The following is a 26,916-nucleotide window of genomic DNA, read 5'->3' as shown; positions in this document are numbered from 1 at the left end:
ACGGGACGCGTCTTGTGAAGGACGGCGGGTCATGTCAAGACATGCTTTCCCAGATCCATCGATGGGGATGGAGCCTCCGCAGCGGCCGGATGCGTCGGACTCACCCGAGACCGAACAGCCGCTGTATGGGCGCAACGCCAAGGTGGGTCCGACCGGTCGGCCGGTCCGGGTGATCCCGGAGCCGCCGCCGCTCGTACGGCACGGTCCTGCCCGGATCATCGCGCTGTGCAACCAGAAGGGTGGCGTCGGCAAAACCACGACGACCATCAACATGGGCGCCGCGCTGGCCGAGTACGGCCGCAAGGTGCTGCTGGTCGACTTCGACCCGCAGGGCGCCCTGTCGGTCGGGCTCGGTGTCAGCACCCACGACATGGAGCTGACCGTCTACAACCTGCTGATGCAGCGCGAGGTCAGCCTCGACGACGTGAAGGTCAAGACCAGTGTGGACGGTCTGGACCTGGTGCCTAGCAACATCGACCTGTCGGCCGGCGAGGTACAGCTGGTCGGCGAGGTCGCCCGGGAGATGACGCTCGCGCGGGTGCTGCGGTCGGCCGTCGAGGACTACGACTACATCCTCATCGACTGCCAGCCTTCGCTCGGTCTGCTCACGATCAACGCGCTGACCGCGGCGCACGGCGTGCTGATCCCGCTGGAATGCGAGTTCTTCAGCCTGCGCGGGGTCGCACTGCTGATCGACACCATCGAGAAGGTCAAGGACCGGCTGAACCCGGCGCTCGAACTGGACGGAATCCTGGCGACCATGTATGACGCGCGGACAGTGCACGCGCGCCAGGTGCTGGGTCGGGTGGTAGAAGCATTTGGAGAGAAGGTGTACGACACAGTGATCTCGCGAACAGTGCGGTTCCCGGAGACCACGGTGGCGGGCGAGCCGATCACCTCGTTCGCACCAAGTTCCACGGGGGCACGGGCATACCGTGCTTTAGCCCGCGAAGTGATCGCCCGATGAGCCGCCGGGCCAGCCTGCCCGGCGCCGCGGAGCTGTTCCGCAGCACGCAGCAGCGGCCGGCTTTCCCCGATTCCGACGAGAAACCCGACAACGTCTCGCCGTTGCCGACCCGGCGGCAAGCCCGCCGCGGCACTGGCCGGGAACGGCACGACGAGAAGATCACCGTGTACGTGTCAGCGGAGGAACTGCTCGCGCTGGAGTCGGCCCGGCTGACGCTGCGCCGAGAGCACGGCCTCGCCGTCGATCGCGGTCGGATCGTACGACACGCCATCGCGCTGGCGCTGACCTCGCTGGACGAGTTCGGCGACGACTCACCGCTCGTCCAACGCCTCCTCAACGAGGACTGACCTCTCCACGCTCCGTGTCCTGCTTCGCAGCTCTACTTTGGCTGCTCTGCTTTTGGCTGCTCTGCTTTGGCCGCGACGCGCCAGCCCTGGTTTCCACCGATACCCGCTACGGCGCGAAACTGTCGTACCCCCCCTGTATAAATTGGCCCCCACCCAGATCGGGTGGGGGGTGGGTTTGAGGACGCGCGTAGACGATTTTTTTTGCGTTTCTTGAGGTTTCTGGGGCTGTTGGGGCTGTACGTGCTGGAGTGGCTCGTTGCTGGCTGGTGTTGATCTTGGAAGCTGGTCCTGGTCGTTGAGTGCGGCACAATGTCCCGCACTCGATGAGACATGGGGTTGCCCAGTGGCACCAAGAGTGTGGCGTTCGGCGAGTGCCACAGAAAGCGCATCACTCGGCGTCCAGTTGAACGGTTTTGCTGTCACTGAGGCACCGCGGCCAATGGGCTACTTCTTGGTGAGGGGCGCCGGGGTGGACGCGTAGCGGTCGACGTATTCCTGGCCGGAGAGGGCTCGGATCGCGTCGACGACTTCGTCGGTGATGGCGCGGATGACGTGGCGGTTGGACGGCATGTCCTGGTATTTGCTGAAGTCCAGCGGTTCACCGAATTTGATGGTGACCTTCACCGGCCGCAGCCGGAGCGGTTTGTCCTTGTCTGGCTGGACTTTGTTCGTGTCCACGACACAGGCGGGGATGACTGGTACGCCGGTCTGCAACGCGAGATGCGCGACGCCGGTCCGTCCTTTGTAGAGCCGACCGTCCGGTGACCGGGTGCCCTCGGGGTAGATGCCGAAGAGTTCGCCGTCCTTGAGTACGTCCAGGCCGGCGTTCAGCGCGGCGATCGCGGCCCGGCCGCCGGCTCGGTCCACCGGAATCGCACCGACACCGGTGAAGAAGCCGGCCATCGCCCGTCCTTTGATGCCTTTGCCGTTGAAATACTCCGCCTTGGCCAGGAAGTGGATCGCTCGCGGCGAAACCAGCGGCAGGAAGAAGGAGTCGAGGAAGGCGAGATGGTTGCTGGCGATGATCGCCGCACCGGTGGTCGGGATGTTCTCCTTGCCCTGCACCTGTGGCCGGAACGCAGCACGCATCCCGGTGCCCAGGCTGTAGCGCAGAGCCGGGAACACGAGGTCGGTGATGCGCAGGGGATCCTCCCAAGTCGTCGCGGCGGCATGACGACCGTACAGCGCGGGACGGGTGTGATGGGTGGTGAAGTGAGCAACACATTTGCGGTCCGGACCGACTGGCGTCCCGAGCGGGGGAGTGTTCCGCTGCGCTTGGCGCACGCTGCGCTACCGTCGTAGGAATGTCCAGCTCAGTACCGGGCGCCGAGCTCGCCGCCACCGCCGCGGCCGCTGCCGGGCACCCGGCGGAGGCCGCCGAGGCGAGCGCTGAGTCGGATGCCGTTGAGGCAAGTGCGGCTTCGGTGGACGCGTCCGAGGCGGGTACGGCCGATGGCTCCGGCGACACTGAGGGCGGCGGTTTCCAGGTCCACCTGGACAACTTCACCGGTCCGTTCGACTTGCTGCTCCAGCTGATCGGCAAGCATCAGATGGACGTGACAGAGGTGGCGCTGTCCCGGGTCACCGACGAGTTCATCGCGCACATCCGGGCGCTGGGTACGGCCTGGGAGCTGGAGGAAGCCACCGAGTTTCTGGTGATCGCGGCGACTCTGCTGGACCTGAAGGCGGCCCGGCTGCTGCCGGCCGCCGAGGTCGAGGACGAGGAGGACCTCGCGCTGTTGGAGGCGCGGGACCTGCTTTTCGCGCGATTGCTGCAGTACAAGGCGTACAAGGAGGTCGCTGCGCTGTTCGGCCGGCTGGAGGCGGCCGGCCACCGGCGGTGGGGCCGGGCGGTGAAGCTGGAACCGCGGTTCGCCGAGATGATGCCGGAGGTGCTGCTGGCGATCGGACCGGAGGCGTTCGCGCTGCTGGCGGCCAAAGCTCTCACCCCGAAACCGACGCCGATGGTGTCGACCGAGCACATCCACTCCCAGCGGGTCAGCGTCCGCGAGCACGCCGCGATCGTGTCCGACCGGCTCCGCCGGGTCGGCAGCTCGACCTTCCGGAACCTGTGCTCGGACTGCGAGACCACGCTGGAGGTGATCGCCAGGTTCCTCGCGCTGCTGGAGCTCTATCGGGAGGGCGCGGTCGCCTTCGACCAGGTGCAGGCACTCGGCGAGCTGCACGTACGGTGGACCGCCGGCGACGAGGACATCGCCGTCGAGGTGGACGAGTACGCCGGCACGCCCGCCGAGGAGACGGTGGCGGAGCTGCCTGTCGAGGGATCGGTCGCTGAGCCGGGCGTCGCGGACGGGACAGCTGAGCAGTCCGCTGCGGAGACGACAGCTGAGCCGTCTTCCGCGGAGGCGACGGCCGCGCTGGGCGTTGCGGAGGCGACGGCTGAGCCGGGGCCTGACGTACCGGCCTCCATAGGTCAAGCTGCGCCAGAGCCGATGGCCGAGACAACCGCGGACCAGGATTCGCTCGTACCAACCGCAAACCCGGGCGCGCGGGCCGGCGTGTCCACAACAGAGTCAGCAACAGAGTCCGCAACAGAGTTCGCCGCAGAGGAAGAGCAGCCGTGACCCAGCCACCGGAACCGACCGGGAATCCAGCGGACGCCGCCAAAACGGCCGCCGAGCCACCAGTGTCCACTGTGGATGGTGGTACGCCCGAAGTTCCCACTGGGCAAGCCGAGCCGGTTGACGACGTAGCCGACTTCGTCCAAGCCGACGCGGTCGACGACGTACCTGACTCCGTCGAGGCCGAGGCGGTTGACGACGTGCCTGCCGTAGCGGACGGCGAGCTGCCGGATGGTGAGCAGGCGGCAACCAAGCCTGGCGAGGTCACCGAGGTGATGGTGTCGGCGCCGGGTGCGCCGTTGAAGTCGGCGCTGGAGGCGGTCCTGCTGGTCGTCGACGAGCCGGTCAGTGAGCTGATCCTGGCGCAGATCGTCGAATGCCCCACCGAGCAGGTGGCGGCCGCGCTGACCGAGCTGTCGGCCGAATACACCGAGCAGGGCCGCGGATTCGACCTGCGTCGGGCCGCCGGTGGCTGGCGTCTCTACACGCGCGAGGAATACGCCGCGTACGTCGAACGGTTCATTACCGATGGACAGCAGGCGCGGCTCACCCAGGCGGCGCTGGAGACGTTGGCGGTCGTCGCGTACAAACAGCCGGTCAGCCGGTCACGCATCTCGGCGATCCGGGGTGTGGGGGTCGACAGCGTGATGCGTACGCTGGTGGCCCGTGGGCTGGTACAAGAGGCCGGCGAGGAGCCCGAGAGCGGCGCTCACCTCTACGTGACGACTCCACTGTTCCTGGAAAAGCTGGGCCTGAACGGCTTGGACGAACTGCCTGCACTGGCGCCTCTGCTGCCGGACATGGCCGATTTAGATGAGGTGTTTGGTGCCGACTCCGCAACAGCCTGATGTTCCCGACGAGCGCGGGGACCGGCTGCAGAAGGTGCTGGCCGCGGCCGGTGTCGGCTCCCGGCGGGCCTGCGAGGACCTGATCGCGGACGGCAGGGTGAAGGTGGACGGCAAGGTGGTCAGCCGGCTCGGTTCCCGCGTCGACCCGCAGAAGGTCACCATCCACGTGGACGACAAGCGGGTCATGCTGGACGACAAGGTCGTGCACCTCGCGCTGAACAAACCGCGGGGCGTGCTGTCGACGATGTCCGACGACCGGAACCGCCCGACGGTGTACGACTACGTCGCCGAGCGGCCGGAGCGGCTCTTCCACGTCGGCCGGCTGGACGCCGACAGCGAGGGCCTGCTGCTGATGATGAACGACGGTGAGCTCGCGCACCGGCTGACGCACCCGTCGTACGAGGTGGAAAAGACCTATATGGCCGAGGTGCCCGGCCCGGTGAAGCCGGCCACGCTACGCCGACTGATGTCCGGGGTGGAGCTCGAAGACGGCCCGGTGAAGGTCCATAAGGTGCGGATCACCGACACGCTCGGCGCCCGGGCGGTGTTGGAGATCGTGCTGCACGAGGGCCGCAAACACGTCGTCAGGCGGCTGCTGGAAGAGGTCGGGCATCCGGTGAGCCGGCTGGTCCGTACGCAGTACGGCGCGGTCCGGCTCGGCCATCAGCGGCCCGGCACGGTGCGCCGCCTCACGTCGAGCGAGGTCGCCGAGCTTTACAAGGTCGTCGATCTTTAGGCTGGGTTTTTCCACGGGAGAGGGAGATCAGGTGGCGGTACGGGCAGTGCGTGGCGCGATCCAGGTGGACGCCAACGAGCGTCAGCAGATCCTGGACGGCACCACCGAGCTGATCGAAGCGGTGATGGGCCGCAACGAGCTGACCACCGACGACCTCATCAGCGTGATCTTCACGGCGACCACCGACCTGGACGCCGAGTTCCCCGCGTACGCGGCACGGCAGCTCGGCTTCCACGACGTGCCCCTGTTGTGCACCACCGAAATCCCGGTGCCCGGGTCGATGCCGCGGGTGCTGCGGCTGATGGCGCACATCGAGTCGGCGAAACCGCGAGCCGAGCTGCATCACGTCTATCTGCGCGGAGCCGCGGCCCTGCGACGGGATTTGCCACAATGACCGAGACTCACGTCATGCCGGTTCACCCCGTGGACGGGCACAATAGGGTCGTGTCGACATCCGAAGGTTTCGTCCCGTTCACCGGTGTGGTCGCGGTCGACGGTCCTTCGGGCTCCGGTAAGTCGACTGTGTCGCGCCGGCTGGCCGCCGCCCTGGGCGCGCGCTACCTGGACACCGGTGCCATGTACAGGGCCGTCACGCTGGCCGTTCTCCGTGCCGGAGTGGATCCCAGCGACACCGACGGGGTCCTCTCTGTGCTTTATGGGGTGGATCTTCAGATGGGTACTGATCCGGCGCAGCCCGGCGTAAGGCTGAACGGCGAGTCGGTCGACCGACAGATCCGCACCGAGCAGGTCACTGGCGCGGTCAGCGCGGTGAGCTCGGTCCCTGGCGTGCGGACCGTCATGATCGCCCAGCAGCGCGCGATCGCGGCCACCGGCGGCATCGTGATCGAAGGCCGGGACATCACCACCGTGGTCGCGCCGGACGCGGACGTACGGGTGCTGCTCACCGCGAGCGCGGCGGCGCGGGCCGCCCGGCGCGGCGGCGAGACCGGCACCAACGCGGCCGAGCAGCAGCGCGCGATGCGTCGCCGCGACGAGTTGGACTCGCGTACGAGCAGCTTCCTGTCCGCCGCCGACGAGGGCGTTTTGGTGCTGGACAGCACCGAGCTGGGCATCGACGAGGTCGTCGACCAGTTGGTGCATGCCGTCCATGTGGGGGCGTTCGGCCCGGTGTCCAGGTGAAGGTCGAGGCCGAAGGCGCTGGCCTCGAGCATCCCCGGTTCGTGGCCGCCGTGCGTACGGTCGGCCGGCGGGCCTTGCTGCCAGGCTATTTGCGGCTGCGAGTAGCCGGCGACGAGAACGTACCGGCCGAAGGTGGCCTGCTGTTGGCCGCCAACCACACTTCCTTCCTGGACGGGCCGGTGCTGTTCGGAGTGTCGCCGCGGCCGGTGACCTTCCTGATCAAGGCCGAGATGTTCGACGGCGTGATCGGTTGGGCGCTGCGCCAGCTCGGCCAGGTGCCGGTCAAGCGCGGGACCCCTGACCGTACGGCCCTGCTGACGGCCTTGAACGCGCTGCATTCCGGTCAGGTCGTGGGAATCTTCCCGGAGGGCAGCCGGGGCCGCCAAGGCGGCGGCTTCGCCGAGTTCGAGCGCGGCATCGCGTGGCTCGCGTTGCGATCGGGCGCTCCGGTCGTACCAGTCGCGATCGCCGGCGCCGAGCAGGCCTGGCCGAGGGATGCCAAACTGCCCAAGCCGCGCCGGCCGGTCACGGTCTATTTCGGTGCGCCGCTGCGCCCGGTGGACGCGCCGGCCGCGGCCACCCGCAAACGCGTCGCCGCGGTGTCTGACACCATTCGGCAGGCACTCATAGAACACCTCGAACGGGCTCAGGAGATCCAGGGACAATGATGAGCTCGACCGAGAACGAAGGATTCCTGGACGAGGTCGGCGCGCTGCCGGCCGACGAGCCCGAGTGGGTCGACGACGTCACCACGCAACCCGTGCTGGCTGTCGTTGGCCGACCGAACGTCGGCAAGTCGACGCTGGTCAACCGCATCATCGGCCGCCGCGAGGCGGTCGTGGAGGATGTGCCCGGGGTGACCCGGGACAGGGTCGCGTACGACGCTCTGTGGAACGGTCGACGCTTCACCGTGCTCGACACCGGCGGCTGGGAAGTGGACGCCACCGGCCGGGCCGCCCAGATTGCCGCCCAGGCCGAGGTCGCCGCGCAGACCGCCGACGCGGTGGCCCTCGTCGTGGACGCCCGGGTGGGCGCCACGGTGGAAGACCGGGCCGTGGCCAAGGTGCTGCAGCGTTCCGGCAAGCCGGTTCTGGTGATCGCGAACAAGGTCGACGACGAGCGCGTCGAGGCGGACGCGATGGAGCTGTGGTCGCTCGGCCTCGGCCAGCCTTATCCGGTGTCCGCCCTGCACGGCCGCGGCTCCGGCGACCTGCTGGACGCCGTGCTGGCGATCCTGCCGGAGGCGCCGGCGGACCGTGACCCGATCGGCGGCCCGCGCCGGGTCGCGCTGGTCGGCCGCCCGAATGTCGGCAAGTCGAGCCTGCTCAACCGGCTCACCGGCGAGACCCGCTCGGTGGTCGACTCGGTCGCCGGCACCACCGTGGACCCGGTCGACAGCATGGTCGAGTTGGGCGGCGAGTCGTGGCGGTTCATCGACACGGCGGGCCTGCGCCGCCGTGTCTCGCACGCGAGCGGCACCGAGTATTACGCCAGCCTTCGTACGGCATCGGCGCTGGACGCGGCCGAAGTGGCGGTCGTCCTGATCGACGCCACCGAGTCAATCGCCGAGCAGGACCAGCGGGTCATCACCATGGTGATCGAGGCTGGCCGGGCGTGTGTGCTGGTCTTCAACAAGTGGGACCTGCTCGACGAGGATCGCCGGCTGAAGCTGGAAAAGGAAATCGACTGGGAGCTGCGCCGGATCAAATGGGCGCTGCGGGTCAACGTGTCCGCGCTGACCGGCCGATCCGTCGACAAACTGGCACCGGCGCTGCGGACCGCACTGGAAGGCTGGGAGCAACGAGTCCCCACCGGCCGGCTGAACCAGTGGCTCGGCGAACTCGTGGCCGCCACCCCGCCACCGGTCCGCGGTGGCCGCCAGCCCAAGATCCTCTTCGCCACCCAGGCCGGCACCCGCCCACCGCGGTTCGTGGTCTTCAGCACCGGCTTCCTGGAGGCCGGCTACCGCCGCTTCATCGAGCGCCGGCTCCGCGAGGACTTCGGCTTCACCGGCAGCCCAGTCGGCGTTTCGGTCCGCGTACGCGAAAAGCGCTCCCGCAAGAAATAGCCTTCTGGCCGGCTCGCGGTGTCACGGCCGGCTGGCCGATAGCGGCCGTCCGCTGCGGTCTTTGTGCAGGTCAGGACGACATGCCCGATGCCGGCCAAAGAGGGTGCGCATCCTGGCGGCCATTCAGCGCGTCCCTGTCTGTGAAAGGTCACCTCCGAGGTGAGGAACCACAGGCGGGGAGGCGTCATTTTGAGAACAAAGCGAGTTGCGACATTCGCTGCCGCGGCAGTGATAATGGCCAGTCTGGCCGGAGCGCCGCCGGCGGTCGCGGCCACCGGGACGGCCCCGGCCACCGGCAGCACTATTTTGTTGCCGACCGGGGACCAGTTGCACACCAGGCCGGGCGGCCGATCGGGTTCGGTCACGCCAGCGGCCGCTCCAGGTCTGGGGCAGATGCTGGTTTCGATGGCACTGGGCGGAAAATCGTACGAACTGCCGGCGGTGGCTCTGCCGTATTTGGGTCGAGGGCTGGACCTGAGTCTGTTCGACATCGATGCGTTGCACAAGGCGGAAACCGATGCGCGAGTGCCGGTGACAGTCGACTACCAGGGCAGTCGGCCGGTTGTTCCGGGCGTCACCATGACCGATGCGCACACCGGCTACCTGACAGCCGCGTCGGCGAAGGATTTTGGTGCGGCGCTGGTCAAGGAGTTTGTGGCCGACCGGGCCGCCGGCGGCCGGGCGACCGGTGTCTTCGGCAGTGCAGTACGGATTTCGTTGGCCGGAACGAAAACCGCGCCGATCGTACGGCCGCATTTCCCGATGAAGACGCTGTCGTTCACCGGGACGGATGCGTCCGGCAAGCCGGACAATATGGATCCGGTCGTCGTCTACAACCTCGACGACAGTGTCCGGATCGGTGCTGACCAGGACGCGATCAACTACTTCTCCGGCGGCTCGGTGAAATTCAGCGTGCCGGCCGGAAACTACCTGGCGGTGGCCTATTTCCTGGACACCGACGCGGACGGCAACGTGACCGGAATGCGGGTGGTGGCTCGGCCGCAGTTCACCGTCTCGGACAACACCTCGATGGCGTTCGCGGCCAGCGAGGCGACCAGCAAGGTCACCATGATCACGCCCCGACCGGCCGATCCGCAGGACGGTGGCTTCGTCCTGCACCGCACCAGCCAGGCCGGGCCGGATCTCTTCCTCGACGTCGGTGTCACGCCCGGAGGGCCGATTTACGTCGCTCCCACCAAAACCCCGGTCACCCTTGGGAAGCTGGACACCTACCCGTACCGGCGGTTCGGTGCCGCGACGGGTGGTCCTTATCAGTACCACCTGCAGTATCTGGCCAGCGGGGTGATCCCGCGTCAGTTCTACGTGGCCACTCCGGCGAACACGGCGACACTCGACTCGTATTTCTATTCGGACGTGGACAGCCTCGGCGCTCAGTCCGAGGTTGGTGCCTACCCGTTCGCGAAGGATTTCCCGGAATTTCCGCCGGACCACAAACAACCTGTGCCGGCTCACCAACTGATCTACGTCTCCACCGGTCCTGGTCTGGAATGGGGTGGCGGAGTGGCGAAAAGCACCCATGATTTCGCGGGTATTGACATCTGGGAATCCTTCCAGGGCGGCGCGCCCCGGCAATACTCGCCTGGTCAGTGGGTGCGGGAGAACTGGAACACCTATCCGCTGCATCCGGCCGCTCCGGAGCGATTCACGCCGGCCGCCAATGACGCGGAGGTGCAGCCGGGCGTGGTGCGGGCCGGTGACACCTTCACCTTCAACCTGTATCCGTTCAGTGACAACGAATCTGGTCACGTCGGCAGCGGCATCTATCCCGGCAAAGTCGGCACTGGTTCCGGGACGTACGAACTCGACCAGGACGGCACGAAGGTCGCCAGCGGTGATCTCGCCGAGTATATGGCCGTGCCACCGATAACGGTCGGGCCGGCGGCCTCGACGATCCGGCTGGTGATGGACGCCAGTCGCGTTGGGCCGCTGTACAAGCTTTCCACCCAAAGTCACACCGAGTGGACCTGGCACAGCCAACACCAGACGGGCGACGGAGTGCCCGACGGATACATGTGCCTGCCCTATTACCCGGTGACTCACGATTGTTCGACCGAACCGTTGATGACCACCGCGACCACGATTCCCGGTCTCAGCCTGCACGGTACGGTGCCCGGCGGGCGGCAGACGATCGGCTTGCAGTTCGGGCATCTGCAGCTCACGCCGCGGTCCGCGGTCACCAGCGCCAAGGTCGACTATTCCATCGATGACGGCAAAACCTGGCTGCCGGCGAAGGTGACAAAGCTCGGCGATGGGAAGTATTCGGCCTCGTACTCAGCAGTTGGTAGTGGCACTTTCGTGACGTTGCGGGTGTCCGCCACGGACGCGGCCGGCGGCTCGATATCCGAAGTCACCACTCGCTCGTACCAACTGGCTTGACGGATCCGCGTGACCACTCTTCAGAGGTGACCAGTAGCGGTCATTCGACCGGTCTTTGCCCTGGTCACCGCGTACATCCAGAATCACCCGTTTCGGCGTCCCAACCACGTGCCCACCACACACGTCATTTCTTCGGGTACCGATCCCAACGGGAGGAAATGTGCTGAATATGTCCAGAGTCGCCGCGTGCGCGGCGATTGCGGTGATGGCTGCCGGGCTGGCCGGCATGCCAGCCGCGGCGGACCAGAAGGCGGCACCGGCGCTGGCCGGAACCGTCCTGCTGCCCACAGGTGACCAAATTAATGACATATCTCCATCATCTGGACATCGAGCGGGGGCGGTCACTCCTGCCGCCTCCAGTGGGCTGGGGCGGATGCTGGTTTCGCTGACACTGGGCGGAAAATCGTACGAAATCCCGGCGGCGGCAATGCCGTATCTGGGCCGCGGGCTGGATCTGAGCCTTTTCGACGTGGACGCGTTGCGGGCGGCTGAGTCCGACCAGCGGGTGCCGGTTCAGGTGGACTATGCGGGCAGCCAGCCGGCGGTTCCGGGCATCACGATGACCGGCGCCCACACCGGATATCTGACTGGTTCGTCGGGCAAGACATTCGGAGCCGCGCTGGTGAAACAGTTCCTCGCGGATCGGGCCGCCGGAGGACATGCCAGCGGCTCCGGCCTTTTCGGTGGTGGGGCGGCGATTTCGTTGGCCGGCGCCAAGACGGCTCCGGTCGTACGGCCGCATTTCCCGATGAAGACGGTGACTTTCACCGCCACCGACGCGGTCGGCAAGCCGGACAACCTCGACCCGATGGTGCTTGTCAACCTCGATGACAGCATCCGGATCGGTGCCGACCAGGATGCTATCAGCAGCTTCTACAACGGTTCGGCCAAATACAGCGTGCCAGCGGGCAACTACGCGGCGATTGCGTATTTCTTCGACACCGACGCGGCCGGCAACGCGACGGCTATGCGAGTGGTTACCCGTCCGCAGTTCAGTATCTCGGACAACACCACCGTCGCCCTCGCGGCCAGCGAGGCGACCAGCAAAGTCACCATGGTCACGCCGCGGCCGGCCGACCCCCAGGAGGGTGGTTTCGTCTTTCGGCGGGCGCCGCTCACCGGCTCGGATCTGTATTTGGACGTGAGTGTCGCGCCGGGCGGTCCGATCTGGGTGGCGCCGACGAAAACGCCGGTCAGCATTGGCACGTTGGACACTTTCCCCTATCGGCGGCTGACTTCGCCGAAGGGGAGTGGTGTCCCGTACGCGTACGCGCTGCAATATCCCACCAGTGGGGTGATTCCGTCGCAGACATACGTGGCCTCCCGGGCGAACATGGCGACCCTGGACGCGTACTACTACAACGACGTCGACTCGGTTGGCGTCATGCAGCAGACCGGGATGTTTCCGTTCGAGGCTAACGACTTCGTGCTGAGGCCAGATCATCAGTTGTCTTACCCGACCCATCAGACCGAATATGTCTCGGCCGGGCACGGGCTCGGATGGTTTGGCGGAATGGCGAAATACACCCACGACGAGGGCGGATTCCAGGCCTGGTACGGCGGGCAGTATGACGATTTCAAGGTCTATTCGCCCGGTCAGTCCGTACGGGAGAACTGGAACGCCTTCCCGTTGCACCCGGCTGGGCCGGTCCGGGTGAGCAAGACCGGCGGCTGGGATGTGCAGCCCCCAGCCGAGCGTTCCGGCGACACTGTGGCCTTCAACCTTCTTCCCTTCAGTGACAACGAACCCGGACACACCGGAATGGGCATTTACGGGGAACCAACCGACACGGTCTTCGGGACGTACCAAATTGACCAGAACGGCATGAAAATCGCCGAGGGTGCGGCAGGGGACAGGCCAACGGTGCCATCGGCGACGCTGAGCCCGGAGCCGTCGACGATCCGGATGGTCCTTGACGCGACCCGCGAGGGGCCGGCGTACAAGCTGTCCACCCAGAGCCACACCGAATGGACCTGGCGCAGCCAGCACCAGACCGGCCCGACGTTGCCGGCCGGCTATCGCTGTGCGCTTGGTGACCAGCCACCAGACAACAACTGCGCCGTCGAGCCGCTGATGACTGTACAGACCACGATCGGCGGTATGAGTGTGCACGGAACTGTCGCCGGAGGGCGCCAGGTCGTCGACGTGCAACTCGGCCATCTGCCGACTGCGAAGCCGGCTGCGATCACCGGCGCCACCGTCGATTTCTCCACCGATGACGGTAAAACCTGGCGGCCGGCGACGGTGCGGTCGCTCGGCGGCGGGAAGTTCACCGCCTGCTACACGGCCACCACCGGTTTCGTGACATTGCGGGAGTCCGGCACCGACGCGGCTGGCGGCGCGATCTCCGAAACCGTCACCCGCGCGTACCAGCTGACCTGACAGAACGGAGTTCTACGTGTCTATAACAGCCAAAATCGCGGTCACGGCTGGCGTGCTCGGCGCGCTGGCCATGGCGCCGACCTCGGCCTCGGCGGCCACCCCCCTGGTCCCGCAGGGATTCGCTCAGGCATGTGCGCCCCGGCCGGGACTAGTGGCACATTGCCTGACATTGTTCAAAAAGCAGCCGCGTACGAACAAGACGGCGGCCGTCCCAGACGGTCTTGGAGCGACCGATCTTCGTGCGGCGTACCAACTTCCGGCGACGCCGGGGCCGGGCAGCACAGTGGCGGTGGCGATCGCGTACCACTCGCTCAATCTGGAAAGTGATTTGGCGGCTTATCGCAGTCAGTACGGCTTGCCGGCTTGTACGTCTGCCAGCGGCTGCTTGAAAGTGGAGAACCAGGACGGGAACGCAACCCCCTTGCCGGACAACGATCCGGGTTGGGAAGTCGAGGAATCCCTGGATGTGTCGATGATCTCGGCCTCCTGCCCGACCTGCCACATCCTGGTGGTGGAAGCGAAAACACCGAGTCTCGACGACCTCGCGGCGGCCGCGGTCACCGCGGGCAAGGGTGCCAAGGTGGTGTCCAACAGCTACGGCCTCAATGAGTCGGGTGCGACGCAGGCGTACGCGTCGGCTTACGACCAGCCCGGTCACCAGGTCGTGGTGTCCACTGGCGACGCGGGCTTCACAGCGGCGTCTTTTCCCGCCAATGGCGCGAATGTGATCGCCGTCGGTGGCACCGAGTTGACGAAATCGGGTAGTGCTCGCGGATTCGACGAATCGGCGTGGCTTTATGGCGGCGGTGGTTGTTCGGCGTATGTGGACAAGCCAGCTCGCCAGCACGACCCGAACTGCTCGATGCGTACGACCGCGGATGTGTCCGCCGCGGGTGACAACATCGCGATGTACAACCAAAATCAAGGCGGCTGGCTGACGATCGGCGGGACCAGCGCGTCGGCGCCTTTCATCGCTGGAATGTACGGGCAGGCTAACGACAACGCCACGGTCGACAAGCTCTACCAGCACCCGGAGGTATTTAACGACATCACCACCGGTACGAACGATCCGCTGGGGCACGGCCGCAAATGCGGCAACGACTATCTCTGCACCGCGCAGCCCGGCTATGACGGTCCGACCGGAGTCGGTACGCCGAAGGGCCTGACCGCGTTCTAGTGTCCTGTCGGCTGGCCGGGCCCGGCGCCCGGCCAGTCGACGTGATAGGTCTATGCCATCTTCCCGTGCGAAACGGAGTGGGCATGGACCTCGACGAATACCAGCGCTATGACGGCCTCGGGTTGGCGGAACTGGTCGCGCGGCGGGAAGTGCCGGCTGGTGAGTTGCTGGCCGCCGCCCGCGAGCGGATGGCGCAGGTGAATCCGCAGGTCAACGCCGTCGTACGGACGATGGACGCGGACGCCGACGAGCACGCGCGGCGCGCCCCCGACGCCGGGCGCCCGTTCGACGGCGTGCCGTTCCTGATCAAGGACTTGCATCAGGACTACGCGGGCCATCCGACCAGCGGCGGATCCCGGTCGCTCGCGAAGGTGGTGGCCGGTGAGCACGCGACGGTCGTCCAGCGGTGGATCGACGCCGGGCTGGTGATTTTCGGCAAGACGAACACGCCGGAGTTCGGCGCGAAAGGGATCACCGAGCCGGAGCTTTTCGGCCCGGCCCGCAATCCGTGGGACCTGGGCCGTACGCCCGGCGGCTCCAGCGGCGGTGCGGCCGCCGCGGTGGCGGCCGGGATCGTGCCGGTCGCCGGGGCCAGCGACGGCGGCGGCTCGATCCGAATCCCGGCCGCCTGCTGCGGACTTTTCGGTCTGAAGGTCGGCAGGGGACTGATTCCGGCCGGCCCTGTCACCGGGGAACAGTTGCATGGCTCGGCCACCGACGGTGTGATTTCCCGGAGCGTACGGGACACCGCCGTGATGCTGGACGTGCTGGCCGGCGCTGAGCCGTCGACGCCCTATTTGCCGTACGTGCCGGGAACGTCCTTCGCGGACGAGGTCGGCAAGGAGCCGGGCCGGTTGCGGATCGGCGTCTACGTCCCGACCACGATCAATCCCACCCCGTCCGCCGCCGCCAGGGCCGCGGTCGCCACCGCCACCAAGCTGCTCGACTCACTCGGCCACGAGATCGTCGAGCTGTCCAGCGCGCCGTACGACGACGAGGTGCTGACCAGGGATTTCCTCACCACCTGGTTCGCCAGCGTGGCGGGGCAGGTGGCGTCGATCAAGGCCTCGACAGGCTGCGCAAATGCCGCCTTCGAACAGGACACCCTCGTGATGGCCGGCCTCGGCCGCGGCACCAGCGCCGTCGACTACATCGCCGCCCTCGAACGGCGGCACGACCACGTCCGCCGGCTGGCTGCCTTCCACCAGGCGTACGACCTGCTCCTGACCCCGACGCTGGCCACCCCGCCGCCCCTGATCGGCGCCTTCGACCTCCCACCCGCCGTGCGTACGGCCGCCAGCGGCATCCTCAAAGTCGGTGCCGCCGGCATCCTGAAACGCGTCGGCGTGGTGGACAAGATGATCACCGACAACCTCGGCTGGGTCCCGTACACACAGCTGGCCAACGTCACTGGCCGGCCGGCCATGTCGGTCCCGCTGCACTGGACCGACGAAGGCCTGCCGCTGGGCGTACAACTGGTGGCTGCCCTGGGTGGCGAGCCGACCCTGCTCCGGTTGGCATCCCAGCTGGAGCAGGCCGCCCCCTGGGCCGACCGGCGACCCCCGCTCGGCTAGACTTGGCGGGTCGCAGTGACACCGGGACGTGGCGCAGCTTGGTAGCGCACTTGACTGGGGGTCAAGGGGTCGCAGGTTCAAATCCTGTCGTCCCGACGGTGTTGTGGCAGTAGGAAGGGGTTACACCGGTTTCGGTGTAACCCCTTTTTCGCGCCTGGGTGACTAACTGAGTGACTATGCAGCGTCGCCGCCCTCATCGGAGAAGATCCGATCCATGGCGGTCGCGCCGTCATCCATGACCGGACGGATCTGGTGCCGGTACACGGTTTCGGTGACTGTCGTACCGCTGTGACCGACCAGGCGGGAGATCCGTTCCAAGGGTACGCCGTCATCGGACAGCAGCGAGACGAAGCTGTGCCGCAGCTCGCGGGGCGTCCAGTCCGCTGCGACGAGCCCGGCGCGCTTGGCCACCTGGCGGAAGTTACGCCGGACGTTGTGCGAGTCCAGCGGCGTACCGAGCTGCGACGCGAAGACCAGGCCGTGTTCCTTCCAGTTCTTGCCGGCCGTCTCGCGCTCGGTCGTTTGCAAGGTCTGGTGCAGTTCCAACGCCTCGAAGCACCGCACCGGCAAGCCGAGTGTCCGGCGGGACTTCACTGTCTTGGTGTCGCCACCCTCGCGGACCGACCGCCAGACGTAGATGCCGAAGCGTTCGTGACTCCAGCCGATCTCGGTCACCGGGAGCCATGCCTTGCGTTTTTCTTCGTACGCCACGACGTGTGTCCATTCAAGGGCGCGCAGCTCTTCCGTACGAGCACCGGTCAGGAGAGACAGCACGACGTACGCGTGCAGCCTTGACCATTCCGCCGCGACGAGGACGGCTTCCGCCTGGTCGAGGTTGAGTGACTTGGACGGGCGCCCGTCTTGCCCGGTCGGGATCTCCACCAGGCCGACAACGTTGCGCTTGACTTTGTCGCGAGCCTGCGCGTTTTTCACCGCACGATTGAGAAGTGAGTGAATTAGCCGCAGTGTCCGCGTGCTCAGAGTCTTTGCCTTACGGGCGAGCCATTTGTCGATGTCTTCGACGGACAGTTCCCGGAGCTTCCGGGGGCCGAGCGCCGGCACGATGTGTTTGTCAGCCAAGGTCCGGTAGTTGTCGACCGTGTCTTGCGAGCGTCCGTTGAGTCCGTGGGCAAGCCAGTACGTCACCGCGTCAGCGACGGAGTACGCGTGCGGCGCAATCGCGAGCCCGTCTTCGTAATCGCGGATGATCTCCTTGAGCTTGTCTTTGGCGGCAGTTTTGGTACGTGCACTGCGTTTCTTGACGATGCGAGTGCCATCAGCGCGGAATCCGAGGCTGGCTGTCGCAATCCAGCGCTGCCGACTCTCGTCCCAGTGAATGCCGCCGTCACCACGGCTACGGCGAGTCGTCATCAGGCTGCCCGCCGATGCGCCGATTGACCCGACTCCTGCTCAAGGAGTGCAACGTACTCGGCGATGGCCGCCGCCGGGACGAGTCGCGTACGGCCTTCTTTGACCGTACGTAAGCGTCCGCAGCGGATCAGCTCGTACATCACACTGCGGGTCATAGACAGTACGTGCATGGCCTCCGAGATCCGGAGGAGTTGTTTGCCGGTCGCGGCTTCTTTATTGGTAAGCATGGGATTCCTCGTCTTTCAGGCCGCTTCAGCGGCAGTGTTGATCTTGGTTGCGGAATTAATGAGCGCCTGTTGATCGCGCGCCCGTTCGTATTGCTCTCGCCAGTGCTGGCGTTGGCTGATGAGCTGCGCCAGGACGGTCACGACCGGCACAGGTTCGTCATTGGGGCGGACCGGTTCCCAGAGCCATCGGGGCCGGCCGTCGCCGGTCAGCTCGTCGCGGGCGGCGCCCTCCGGCAGGTCAATGCCGGCAGCTTCCAGCACGACACGGACCACGTCTCGCCGGTCGGCCCTGTGCTGTTCGAGGGTCTTGCCGGTCCACTTGCGAGAGACCAGGACGCGGCGGCCGCCAAGGCCGAGGGTGTGTCGTTTGTGTGCCTTGCGGGGGCAGCAGCCGGGGCGCATCCCGGCGTGCGCGTCTTTGGGCTGCACGCCGTACCGAAGCCAGTTCGCGCAATCGGGGGAGCACGGCAGGAACCGCACTTGCTCGTGTAGGCGGGTGATGTGCGCGCCTTGCGCCGGAGTCGGTTCGTCAGAGTCGGTGCCCGCGGTTGCGCCGGCGGAAATGGCTTTGGTCAGATATTTGCACAGGTAGCCGATGGCGCGGTCAGCCCTGGGTCCGCCGATGAGGCCCTGTACGTCGGTCTGGGTGCCGAAGGTCAGGACGTGTGCTGGCACGGCGTCCTGGTCGTTGTCGAGGGCATCGAGCGCCTGGTCCCAGGTCGGCAGCTCGGCCCCGGTGTCGGGGTCAACGTATGTGCCGCCACCGCCGATATTTGGGCGCCACACAGGCAAACGGCGGGTGTAGACCGGCGTGTCGTGCTGCGGCCACCAGAGTTGAAAATAGGTCGCGGCCACCACCTCTCGCATGATTGCTCGCGGGAAGGTGCCCCGGAGTGCCGCGTGCAGGTGCGGCGCGAGTCGGCGTTGTGGCTCTACGGCGGCGAAGTACTGGACGTTGTAGCCGACGCAGCGGCGCATGTTCTGCACGAGCCGGTCCCAGAGTTTCGAGAAATGCAAGGCATCCAGGGCCGCGCGCCGGTAGTCGTATGTCGACGGGTCAACCGGGGTCCCATCCGGGCGTACCTTGCCGTAGCTGGGCATGGTGACGGTGAGGAACGTCGACGGCCGGTAGACGGTGCCGTCCGAGCCGGTGAACGAGCGGCCGACGGTGGTTTTGGCCATGGGGAGCCGGGGAAGGTCGGGCATGTCTTGCCGGCGACGGGTGGAGCGTGACCGCGCCGACCCCTCATCTTCGGTACGGGCGCATTCCTGCCCGTCGCCGGCCGCCGTGTCGTCAAGGTCGCCGTCCAGCTCGGCCGTGTCGTCCGCCAGGTCGCCGCCGGCAGGATCGCGCTCAGGGTCGGTGTCCAGGTGCCAGCCCTCCCGGCACTGCTGGATTCGGAGCCGCCGCGCTCTTTCGGCGCAGGGTGGGCATTTGCTGTCCAGCGTGGCGCCGCAGGGGATGGGGACGATCCGGGACTCTCCGGTGGTGGAGTCGGTGAGCCGCTGTAGCACCGGCCGTACGCACACGCCGGTTGCTATGGCCATGTCGCGTAGGGCTTCGGTGGTCATCAGCTCGGCGGGGATGTTCAGCACGCCCATGGCAGGACCTCCGTCTCATCTATGTCTGTGGTTGCTTCGTCGGGGTGGCAGTGCGGGCACGGTCCGAGGTTTTCCAGGTGTCCGAAGTCCAGGCACGCCGCGCATTCCGGCCGTTCGTCCGCCGGGCTGGTCATGGTGCCCACCGGCTCGGCCGGGGATCTTCGCTGCGATCGTTGGGATATCCGGCCGGGTCGGTGTCGACTAACGGCGTCACGTCGAGGGTGATCACGAGCCGCGCTTTGCCGTCTGCGCCGACCCGGTTTTGTATCTCGGACTGGCCGTTGATCTGAAACAGCATCCGTACGACGCGCACGCCGTTGTGTAGTTCGTCGCGGGTGCCGGCCAGCGTGATGCGCATGATCAGGCCGCCTCATCGAAGGCCACCGTCGACCGGTCGGTGCCGTGGAATTGCGCCATTTCCCGGATGTCGGCATCGGTCGGGTAGCCGGCCCGCACTCGTACCGGTTCGCGGACGCCTTCCAGCACGACGTATCCGACGCCGGGAGTGGATTCGGGAAGCAGGTCGCAGAGCGCGCCACGGTCACGGGCGCCCTTGCCGAGCACCAGGTCTACTTGCTCAGCGTCGGTGAGCCGCAGTGCGATGCGAGTCGGGAACAGGTCCCGAAACGGCACGGTTTCCTTGCGCGGATCCTGCACGGCAGCCACCACCAGGACGCCAACGGCGCGGCCTTGGGACAGGATCAGCGACAGCGCTTTCGCGATCCGAGTTTTCGCGTCCCGGTCGACGATGTACGCGGACAGCGAGGCCAGCTCGTCAATCAGGATCACGATCAGCGGGTCACCCGGCACCGGTACGTGCAGCCGGGAGAAGCCGCGTAGCCGTTCCTGCCGGGCGCGCAGCTCGGTAACTGCGTCCTCTAGGAATTCGGCGTACGCGAGTTCATAGGAACGTTTCTTGTCGGTGTCCTGCTCGCGGTCACTGCCGTAGCAGAACCGGGCGAACATCCGCGCCCCGAAAGCCAGTTCCATGCCGCCCTTGGGGTCAATCGCCCAAATCTCCACCATCCGCGCACGGATCGCGGCATCCAGGGACCGGATCAGCGACCACAGCACAGAGCCCTTACCGGCGCCGGTCGCCCCGGTGATGAGGATGTGAGTGCCGATCAGTCGGAGCAGCCACGCCGACCGCCCGGCCTGCCCGGTACCGACCTCCACCACGTCCGGTCGCCGCAATCCCTTACGTACCAACGTTTTCGCGGAGGCGATGCGGGTCGGTGGCGCGTACTGCTCACGGTGACCGATCGGCAACGCGGCCAGGTTCGGCGGGTTCGGGATATCCAGCGCCGGGATCGGAGCGGCGAGCACGTCACGGCGGATGAAAATCAGCGTCAGCTCTTGCGGCCCGTTAACGACCACCCGGCACGACGCGGCCTTGAACACGTGCGCCAGGGCTTCAGCGGCGGCCTCGAAGTCGCCCGGCGTCTGGCCGTAGATCATCGAGACACGGACCAGGTCGCACGCATTGTCCGAGATAACCCGGCGCAGCACCGGAAGGTACTCCATGTGGCCAAAATCGTTGCTCAGCCCCGAAAGAACCATCGCGGGCTGCCAGTGCCGCCGGTAGATGACCTCACGACGCCACGCCGAGCGGGCCGGTACGCCGACCCAGGTCCGGAAGGCTTGCGGCCACTTCCACCGCCACCCGGAGAACACCAGCACCAGCACCGCCACGTACGCGACGGCAGCGGACCAATGCACCCGGAACCACAAGGCGCCGGCCGTGACCAGAACGAAGGTCACCATCGGATGCCGACCGGCCAGCAACAGGAGCCGGCCGACGAGCACGCCGAGCCAGAGCAGCAGCGCGACGCCGAGCGGGTACTTCTTCGGCGTAACCAGAGTCATCTCCTGCGGTGACTTGCGTACCGCCTTGCCGACACGGCCGATCACCGGGACCACCGCCGCGAACTGGTCGCCCGCAGAACACCGATCGTGAACAACTCGCCCTGACCGGCGCAGGCCCGGCAGAACGGCCCGACCACGTCCGGCGTAGGTCGATAGAACTTGCCGCACTCACGGCACCTTTTCGCCCCCGTACTGCGGGCAGACTTATCCTGGGACATGAATTCACATTCCTTAAGTAGTCCCGAAATTCGGGAAAATGAGAAGGGGAGGGCGCCGAGTCAGCGAGTTTCGCGTGCGCTCGGCGCCGTGCCCGTTACTGCGTCGGTCGCGGAATCGATACCGTCGGCCGGACCGGCGCAGGGTCACCTAGCCGCCGGTCAGAGATCGCAGGCTGCACGATCAACCGCAGCACATCGTCCAGTGCCTGCCACGCTCCCGCTTGCCAACCGAAGCCATCGTCCGCATTGCTGTACTGCTGCGCCATCACCGCGACGGCCTTGCCGATCCGCTCGGCCTCAGCCTCTTGGCCATGACGGCGCCCAAGGTCGTACGCAGAGTCCACCTGCCGAGCGAACTCGCTGCTCTCATTACCGGCCATTGCGCACCTGCTCCCCGAGTCGGACCGGCGGTGTGCAGCCCAATCCTTGGCAGAGAACCGCGGTCACCTCTGGGTACTCAACAGCGAGCCGGTCCAGGATCTGCACCGTCCAGACCCGATCCCACGTGCGCAGCGCCAACGTGAGCTCGTCCAGCTCTTCCCGGACCGTGGACATCGGGTCGCCGCTCACGGTCAGCACCGCCACCCCGTCAACCACACGCTCACCCGCTGCCCACATCTCAAGCCGCCTCGGGAAAAACCGCGCCATCGTCGACCACGATCACGTCCTGGTACGAGGACTGTGCCTCATGTTTGGCCATTGACCGGCGCAGCACGTAGAACGCCCGGTACTCGTCGGCCCGCGCCTCTGCGCAGTGCTGGTCGCGCTCGCTGACCCTCACCGACCGACCGGCAGCGCGCAGAGCCTCGGCGATCCGGCCAATTTCAGCCCGGCCGTCGATGTCGGTGCCGGACAACACGCAGTAGTCGGCAACGTCCGGTACCGGCAGGTCTGGCGACGCCTCGCACAGATCGGCGATGTCTCGTAGAGCGGCGATCTTTTTCGCGCGGTCACTCATGTTCCGGCCCACCTTCCCCGATAACTGACATCATGTGTCGTGCTCTTTCCAGGTCCGCCGGGCCGTACAGGTTCCGCACGCCCGACACCGACATCCCCGCCGCCTCCGCGATCTCCACCAGCCGATAACGCCGGGTCGTGGCCAACTCGCGGGCGTAGGCCACCAGAGCCCGAACCGTCGCGTCCGCCTCATCTCGCGCGGCAACGAATTCTCGAATCGCGTTCAGCAGCGGGTCATTCCCGCGTTCCATCTGCATTGCCCCCACGCCCCGCGACTACGCTGCCTGCTGCTGACCGGCGGACTTACTCGCCCGACCAGTCACGACCGCGCGCATTTCGTCTGCGAAGACGGAGTACTCGACCTTGGGGCGCATGCCCTTGTCGTTCACCCACGGCGAGACAGTCATGCCGGAAAATTCGACCTGCGTCAACGGGCCGCCCGGCGGCACCGGCTGAGTCTCGGACGCGATCTTGACCTTGACCTCGCGCTGACCGTCCCGCGCCTCCGGATCGGCGTCGAAAACAGCGATCTGCCACAGCCGCATCCCGGTCGCCTTGTCCCGCTTGTGGTCATCGCCTTTCTTGATGTCGAAGTCCGTCACCGCGCTGACTCCGCCGGCAATCACGCAGCCGTGCGGAAACAGCGCCTCGAACGGAATCGCCAACCTGATACCCGGCTTGAACGCCATCGTCGTTCCTCGCTCTCTGTGTTGCGCCTGCAATAAATTCCTGCCTACGCAAAAAGAAAACCTCACATAGAGGGGACGGCGACACCTCGTCAAGGGCCGTCTTGGGCCGTTTCTGATACCTTGGAAACGTCCCGAAACGTACCCGGAGGTTGACGCGATGCCGAACGAGCGCCTACGCGGAGCGATCACCGCCGCCGGCCTGGACCTGCGCGACGTAGCCGAAACGGTCACGGTCAGTCGAAAGACCGTCGAGCGCTGGATCATGACCGGCCGAGTGCCGCATCGGACGCACCGCTGGTCAGTCGCCAAGCTCTTGGGCAAGGACGAGGCGTACTTGTGGCCCGATGTCGCTGACGAAACCCGAACCAAGGTCGCCAGCGAAGCCGAATTCGTGTGCCTATACCCGACCCGGTCGGCCGTACCGCGCGATCTGTGGCCGTCCCTTGTGGACGAGGCCACCGATTCGCTGGACATCCTGGTATTTGCAGGTCTTTTCCTGCCTGACAGCGGCCACCCAGATCTGGCCGAAGCCATGATCGAGATGGGCGCAGCCGGCGGACGAGTGCGCGTGCTGCTGGGCGACCCGGACGGAGACGCCGTGCAGCGCCGCGCGCACGAGGAAGACATCGGCGATGGTGTCGCCGCGCGCGTCCGCCTGTCGCTGAGCCACCTCAAGCGCGCAATCGGCGCGCCGGGTGTCGAGGTCCGCCTGCACAACGCGACGCTCTACAACTCGATCTATCGCGGCGACAACACGATGTACGTCAACACGCACGTCTACGGAGCGCCGGCCGCGCAGTCGCCGGTCATGCACCTTCAGCGCGTACCCGGCGGCCGGCTGTTCGACCACTACCAGGCCAGCTTTGACAAAGTCTGGCACTCCGCGACCCCGTACGAGAACGACGCCAAGCGGTAGCCCTCAGCACATGAGACGCTGAACTCATGCCTCGCATCGACTACTTCAACGACCCGAGCGCACCCAAGGCCAACAGCATGGTCCCCTCGGTCACCGCCATCGTGCCCGACGACAACGGTGCCATCCTCATGGTCCACCGCACCGACAACAAACTGTGGGCCGTCCCCGGCGGAGGAGTCGACCTCGGCGAATCGGTCGCCGACGCAGTCGTACGCGAAGTGCTGGAGGAAACCGGCATCACCGTCGAGGTAGTCGGTCTGGTCGGCATCTACAGCAACCCGCACCACGTCATGGCGTACGACGACGGCGAGGTCCGGCAGCAGTTTTCGATGTGCTTCACAACTCGCATGCTCGGCGGCACCACCCGCCCCAGCGACGAGACCAGCGAAGTCGTCTTCGTACAACCCGCCGAGCTGGGCACGCTCAACATCCACCCATCGATGCGACTCCGCATCGACCACTACCTAGAACACCGAGAGCAGCCCTACATCGGCTAGCCGTTGCCTCGTCCGCTTCACAGACCCGGTCAGCGACTCAAGGCCAGCTGTGAGCGACCGGTGAACCGGCGAATCTGGCTTGTATCGCTGGAAAATTTCAGCGATCCGATCTTCGAACCGCAACGGCTGACCCTGCGGCCCCGTCGTGAGATCCGCGCAGATCAAGGTATCCATGGTCGGGCTGTCTTCCAGCGTAAACGCCCCCAGCTGAGCGGAGAGGCCGCGCTCTGCGGCTTCAAACCGAGCCCCCGTGTGATGAGCAACCAGACAAACCAGCCGCTCCGGATAGCCCAGCTCGCGAAGGTGCACCGCCCCATCCAGCGCATGCATGCCCGTACGCGTGATCTCCGGCGCGTACCCGATGTCATGCAGCCAACCCGCCATCACCAGCAGCTCGCCGTCATCGGCCGGCACAGCTGGCGCCAACACGCTCGCGCGCCCACCCACTGCCTGCACGTGCTTCCACCGGTCACCCAACGGCGATACCAGCCGCACGGCCAGCGCCTTTGCATCCTCAAGTTGCACGTCGACCACACGTCGACGTTACCCGTTATAGGCCGGGCTTACCCGGTCGAAACCTGACCATGTGCGGACCAGCGTCCATCACGTAAGATCCGTAGTCCATCCGGATGTTTCGTCATGGAAGACAGTGCATTCTGGCCAATGGATATGAGTCTGCTCTTGCTCGATCTCTACTTGACTAATCGGTCAAATCGCTCGCGCAAGAGAGTAAAAGCTCCACGATTCATTCGATCTTCTGCTTGATCCACCATCGTGCTCTGTATTAGAGATCTGAGATCGTCGTCATCTAAGGGGATAATGTACCCACGATCGTCTTTTGCTGTATCCGTACATCGCTTGACAAACAGCTCCTTACCCTCAAATGACCGGCAGCAAAGTATGCCAACCCTCCCGCGTTGCGGCGAGAATCGCCCCGCTAATTGATCGAGCTCTGGGTTCCCTGGATCGCCTGCGTAGTTCTTGCATTCAATAGGAATGGTTGATGTGCGATAATGGAGGGAGAGCCAATAAAAAAAGCCGCCGCTGGCCTCATTGTCGTATGTGATGTCGATTCTCTTTCGACCCTCATGGATCGGGTTTTCCATCTTAGGGTTCACCAGGTAGGGATAGAAAACGGCGCTTATCAGTGCCTCGACACTCCTGTGATAGAGAGTTGCCCCAGCTTGACCCGGCGCGATTGCCGCTACCTGCTCGATCAATCCCTGAAAGTCGGGCGGCGGGCTAGAGGTTCTTGCCGCAAGTTCCCCATGGTCTAGAGGTGGAGCTGTAATTTTGTTAACAGACTTACGGAACTGAGGAAGTGCATCAGGGAAATCCTCACTGTATTTAATCAAGGCAAGTTTATTCTTTGGGTATTTCTTTTCGATTTCCCTGATAGAGACCTTGCGTTGTCCGGTCTTTAGGACTTCGACAAGTAAGCTTCCCGATTCGATTTCTCGTTGCAGCAGTTTTGGTCTTAGGTAACCTCGATAGTAACCAGTCGTACCGAATATCGAATCAGTTCGCACTATCGACTTGGGCACCAAAAGTAGCTTGTCGTCGTTTGCGCGAGGTAAAGCCACTTGACCCTCCTGCCAATTCAGTGCGTCTGGGTTCCAGATCGGCCCACTATATTGCTCCTCCATGGGGATCTCGTAATATTCGGCACAACGCTGTGTGTATCCGATCAAAGCGCCTCGAAGGACATTGGTCGTTATATCCGAGACAATATCGCGTCCGATCCCTTCAATGAACAGGGTCGTATCCTCTAGATCGTGGAGTAGGCCAGATTTGGCCGCTTGGCTCCGCGCAAGAGCGGTTGCGATTTTTTCCGCGCCAGCTCCTCCTAGACCTCGCCCCCGCGACTGTCCTCTTGATAGACCCAGATGTGTTTCGTTTGGCTCGCTCAACCGCTCAAGCAGCCGGACAATCCGGTTCGTGTCGCCAGTTGACACAGCGTCGAGAACCTCTGCGAAGAACGACTGCAATAGGGCAATGCATTCGTCGTGCCAGTTACCAGTCTGGATTCGCAACGCAGTTGGCTCGATGAATACTGGTACATCCGCATCAACATGTACGTCGACAAAATCCAAGGTCGCCTGCGTACGATCTAGGCGGAATAGCTCTGATACTCGCATTGACCGCAACCTCCATCCCGCCAGGTGTGATGTTGTCGTTACACACTGCCATATGTTCGGTTCCACTGTCCTGGACTTGAGGGAATCTTGATCTACTATCGGCGACACTCGGCAGCCGCATGTGGCAACACTGCTCTTCGCTGTAGTCGCTCCAGCGCTCGTAGGCTCAATAGCCAGTGTCTTCACCTTTGACGAGTTGACCTCTCTTAGATCAAG

27 protein-coding genes, 1 tRNA gene and 1 pseudogene are annotated in these 26,916 nt (G+C 65.5%); 16 read left to right on the top strand and 13 right to left on the bottom strand.

All coding sequences use genetic code 11. The features are described 5' to 3' along the window. The first annotated feature begins 31 nt into the window (after positions 1-31). Both ABD301_RS22280 and ABD301_RS22275 read left to right on the top strand, forming a co-directional pair. Positions 32-967, top strand: coding sequence for an AAA family ATPase (locus tag ABD301_RS22280; RefSeq protein ID WP_163573426.1), 936 nt, complete (start codon positions 32-34; stop codon positions 965-967). Next, positions 964-1,314 carry a hypothetical protein gene (locus ABD301_RS22275; RefSeq protein ID WP_163573425.1) on the top strand — a complete coding sequence of 117 codons (351 nt, stop codon included), beginning with the start codon at positions 964-966 and terminating at the stop codon, positions 1,312-1,314. Before ABD301_RS22280 ends, ABD301_RS22275 begins: the two co-directional genes overlap by 4 nt. Positions 1,315-1,758: 444 nt before the next feature. Here the strand turns inward: ABD301_RS22275 and ABD301_RS22270 are convergent, their stop codons facing one another. Beyond that, positions 1,759-2,598, bottom strand: a complete 840-nt coding sequence (locus ABD301_RS22270; RefSeq protein ID WP_425551968.1) for a lysophospholipid acyltransferase family protein — start codon at positions 2,596-2,598, stop codon at positions 1,759-1,761. A 20-nt stretch (positions 2,599-2,618) separates the two neighbouring features. Between ABD301_RS22270 and ABD301_RS22265 the strand changes: the two are divergent. From ABD301_RS22265 to ABD301_RS22210, 12 genes and pseudogenes are all read left to right on the top strand, one after another. After that, positions 2,619-3,551, top strand: a pseudogene (locus ABD301_RS22265) (segregation and condensation protein A); the annotation flags it as partial. A gap of 344 nt (positions 3,552-3,895) precedes the next feature. Then, positions 3,896-4,744 (top strand): SMC-Scp complex subunit ScpB, encoded by an 849-nt coding sequence (gene scpB, locus ABD301_RS22260; RefSeq protein WP_344312302.1) that lies wholly within the window; start codon positions 3,896-3,898, stop codon positions 4,742-4,744. Further along, on the top strand, positions 4,722-5,480 hold the full coding sequence (locus ABD301_RS22255; protein ID WP_344312300.1) for a pseudouridine synthase: 759 nt from the start codon (positions 4,722-4,724) through the stop codon (positions 5,478-5,480). The genes scpB and ABD301_RS22255 overlap by 23 nt, the downstream gene beginning before the upstream one ends. A gap of 31 nt (positions 5,481-5,511) precedes the next feature. Then, a complete protein-coding gene (aroH, locus tag ABD301_RS22250; protein WP_163573423.1) occupies positions 5,512-5,874 on the top strand; it encodes a chorismate mutase in 363 nt (120 codons plus the stop codon). 50 nt (positions 5,875-5,924) lie between these two features. Further along, a complete protein-coding gene (cmk, locus tag ABD301_RS22245; protein ID WP_344312297.1) occupies positions 5,925-6,620 on the top strand; it encodes a (d)CMP kinase in 696 nt (231 codons plus the stop codon). After that, on the top strand, positions 6,617-7,288 hold the full coding sequence (locus tag ABD301_RS22240) for a lysophospholipid acyltransferase family protein (protein ID WP_344312296.1): 672 nt from the start codon (positions 6,617-6,619) through the stop codon (positions 7,286-7,288). Before cmk ends, ABD301_RS22240 begins: the two co-directional genes overlap by 4 nt. Next, on the top strand, positions 7,288-8,688 hold the full coding sequence (gene der, locus ABD301_RS22235; RefSeq protein WP_344312295.1) for a ribosome biogenesis GTPase Der: 1,401 nt from the start codon (positions 7,288-7,290) through the stop codon (positions 8,686-8,688). The genes ABD301_RS22240 and der overlap by 1 nt, the downstream gene beginning before the upstream one ends. A gap of 234 nt (positions 8,689-8,922) precedes the next feature. Further along, positions 8,923-11,085 carry a hypothetical protein gene (locus ABD301_RS22230; RefSeq protein WP_344312293.1) on the top strand — a complete coding sequence of 721 codons (2,163 nt, stop codon included), beginning with the start codon at positions 8,923-8,925 and terminating at the stop codon, positions 11,083-11,085. 169 nt (positions 11,086-11,254) lie between these two features. Beyond that, on the top strand, positions 11,255-13,468 hold the full coding sequence (locus ABD301_RS22225) for a hypothetical protein (protein WP_344312292.1): 2,214 nt from the start codon (positions 11,255-11,257) through the stop codon (positions 13,466-13,468). Positions 13,469-13,484: 16 nt separating this feature from the next. Beyond that, complete coding sequence (locus ABD301_RS22220; protein ID WP_344312291.1) at positions 13,485-14,645, top strand: S53 family peptidase; 1,161 nt, start codon at positions 13,485-13,487, stop codon at positions 14,643-14,645. Positions 14,646-14,728: 83 nt separating this feature from the next. Further along, complete coding sequence (locus ABD301_RS22215) at positions 14,729-16,219, top strand: amidase (protein ID WP_344312348.1); 1,491 nt, start codon at positions 14,729-14,731, stop codon at positions 16,217-16,219. A gap of 22 nt (positions 16,220-16,241) precedes the next feature. After that, positions 16,242-16,315: transfer RNA gene (locus ABD301_RS22210), tRNA-Pro, on the top strand. A 78-nt stretch (positions 16,316-16,393) separates the two neighbouring features. On the opposite strand, the gene ABD301_RS22205 is transcribed toward ABD301_RS22210, so the two are convergent. The 10 genes from ABD301_RS22205 to ABD301_RS22160 all read right to left on the bottom strand — a co-directional run bounded on the left by ABD301_RS22205 (position 16,394) and on the right by ABD301_RS22160 (position 23,149). Beyond that, complete coding sequence (locus ABD301_RS22205) at positions 16,394-17,590, bottom strand: site-specific integrase (protein ID WP_344312289.1); 1,197 nt, start codon at positions 17,588-17,590, stop codon at positions 16,394-16,396. Further along, on the bottom strand, positions 17,590-17,730 hold the full coding sequence (locus ABD301_RS22200; protein ID WP_344312346.1) for an excisionase: 141 nt from the start codon (positions 17,728-17,730) through the stop codon (positions 17,590-17,592). The genes ABD301_RS22205 and ABD301_RS22200 overlap by 1 nt, the downstream gene beginning before the upstream one ends. A 102-nt stretch (positions 17,731-17,832) precedes the next feature. Continuing rightward, positions 17,833-19,419 (bottom strand): replication initiator, encoded by a 1,587-nt coding sequence (locus ABD301_RS22195; RefSeq protein ID WP_344312287.1) that lies wholly within the window; start codon positions 19,417-19,419, stop codon positions 17,833-17,835. A 130-nt stretch (positions 19,420-19,549) separates the two neighbouring features. Continuing rightward, entirely contained in the window at positions 19,550-19,777 is a 228-nt protein-coding gene (locus ABD301_RS22190; protein ID WP_344312286.1) for a hypothetical protein, read from the bottom strand. Positions 19,778-19,779: 2 nt separating this feature from the next. Then, the gene (locus ABD301_RS22185; protein WP_344312285.1) at positions 19,780-21,330 is read right to left on the bottom strand and encodes an FtsK/SpoIIIE domain-containing protein; all 1,551 of its coding nucleotides are present in this window, start codon (positions 21,328-21,330) and stop codon (positions 19,780-19,782) included. A gap of 268 nt (positions 21,331-21,598) precedes the next feature. Next, complete coding sequence (locus ABD301_RS22180) at positions 21,599-21,883, bottom strand: hypothetical protein (RefSeq protein ID WP_344312284.1); 285 nt, start codon at positions 21,881-21,883, stop codon at positions 21,599-21,601. Next, positions 21,873-22,100 (bottom strand): hypothetical protein, encoded by a 228-nt coding sequence (locus tag ABD301_RS22175; RefSeq protein ID WP_344312282.1) that lies wholly within the window; start codon positions 22,098-22,100, stop codon positions 21,873-21,875. The genes ABD301_RS22180 and ABD301_RS22175 overlap by 11 nt, the downstream gene beginning before the upstream one ends. Positions 22,101-22,122: 22 nt before the next feature. Further along, positions 22,123-22,461 carry a hypothetical protein gene (locus ABD301_RS22170; RefSeq protein ID WP_344312281.1) on the bottom strand — a complete coding sequence of 113 codons (339 nt, stop codon included), beginning with the start codon at positions 22,459-22,461 and terminating at the stop codon, positions 22,123-22,125. After that, positions 22,454-22,711 carry a hypothetical protein gene (locus ABD301_RS22165; RefSeq protein WP_344312278.1) on the bottom strand — a complete coding sequence of 86 codons (258 nt, stop codon included), beginning with the start codon at positions 22,709-22,711 and terminating at the stop codon, positions 22,454-22,456. The genes ABD301_RS22170 and ABD301_RS22165 overlap by 8 nt, the downstream gene beginning before the upstream one ends. 24 nt (positions 22,712-22,735) lie before the next feature. After that, the gene (locus ABD301_RS22160; protein ID WP_344312277.1) at positions 22,736-23,149 is read right to left on the bottom strand and encodes a hypothetical protein; all 414 of its coding nucleotides are present in this window, start codon (positions 23,147-23,149) and stop codon (positions 22,736-22,738) included. Positions 23,150-23,306: 157 nt separating this feature from the next. On the opposite strand from ABD301_RS22160, the gene ABD301_RS22155 reads away from it, so the two are divergent. Further along, positions 23,307-24,065, top strand: a complete 759-nt coding sequence (locus ABD301_RS22155; protein WP_344312273.1) for an XRE family transcriptional regulator — start codon at positions 23,307-23,309, stop codon at positions 24,063-24,065. A gap of 26 nt (positions 24,066-24,091) precedes the next feature. Further along, entirely contained in the window at positions 24,092-24,562 is a 471-nt protein-coding gene (locus ABD301_RS22150) for an NUDIX domain-containing protein (protein WP_344312270.1), read from the top strand. Here the strand turns inward: ABD301_RS22150 and ABD301_RS22145 are convergent. Beyond that, positions 24,530-25,096 (bottom strand): HD domain-containing protein, encoded by a 567-nt coding sequence (locus ABD301_RS22145; RefSeq protein ID WP_344312267.1) that lies wholly within the window; start codon positions 25,094-25,096, stop codon positions 24,530-24,532. The genes ABD301_RS22150 and ABD301_RS22145 overlap by 33 nt on opposite strands. A gap of 158 nt (positions 25,097-25,254) precedes the next feature. After that, positions 25,255-26,655, bottom strand: coding sequence for a hypothetical protein (locus ABD301_RS22140; protein ID WP_344312264.1), 1,401 nt, complete (start codon positions 26,653-26,655; stop codon positions 25,255-25,257). Positions 26,656-26,916: the final 261 nt, after the last annotated feature.

Source organism: Fodinicola feengrottensis (assembly GCF_039530045.1).
In the GTDB taxonomy this organism is placed as follows: Bacteria; Actinomycetota; Actinomycetes; order Mycobacteriales; family HKI-0501; genus Fodinicola; species Fodinicola feengrottensis.
The sequence above is the reverse complement of the archived record's forward strand: the minus strand, read 5'-3'. Positions and strand labels throughout refer to the sequence as shown.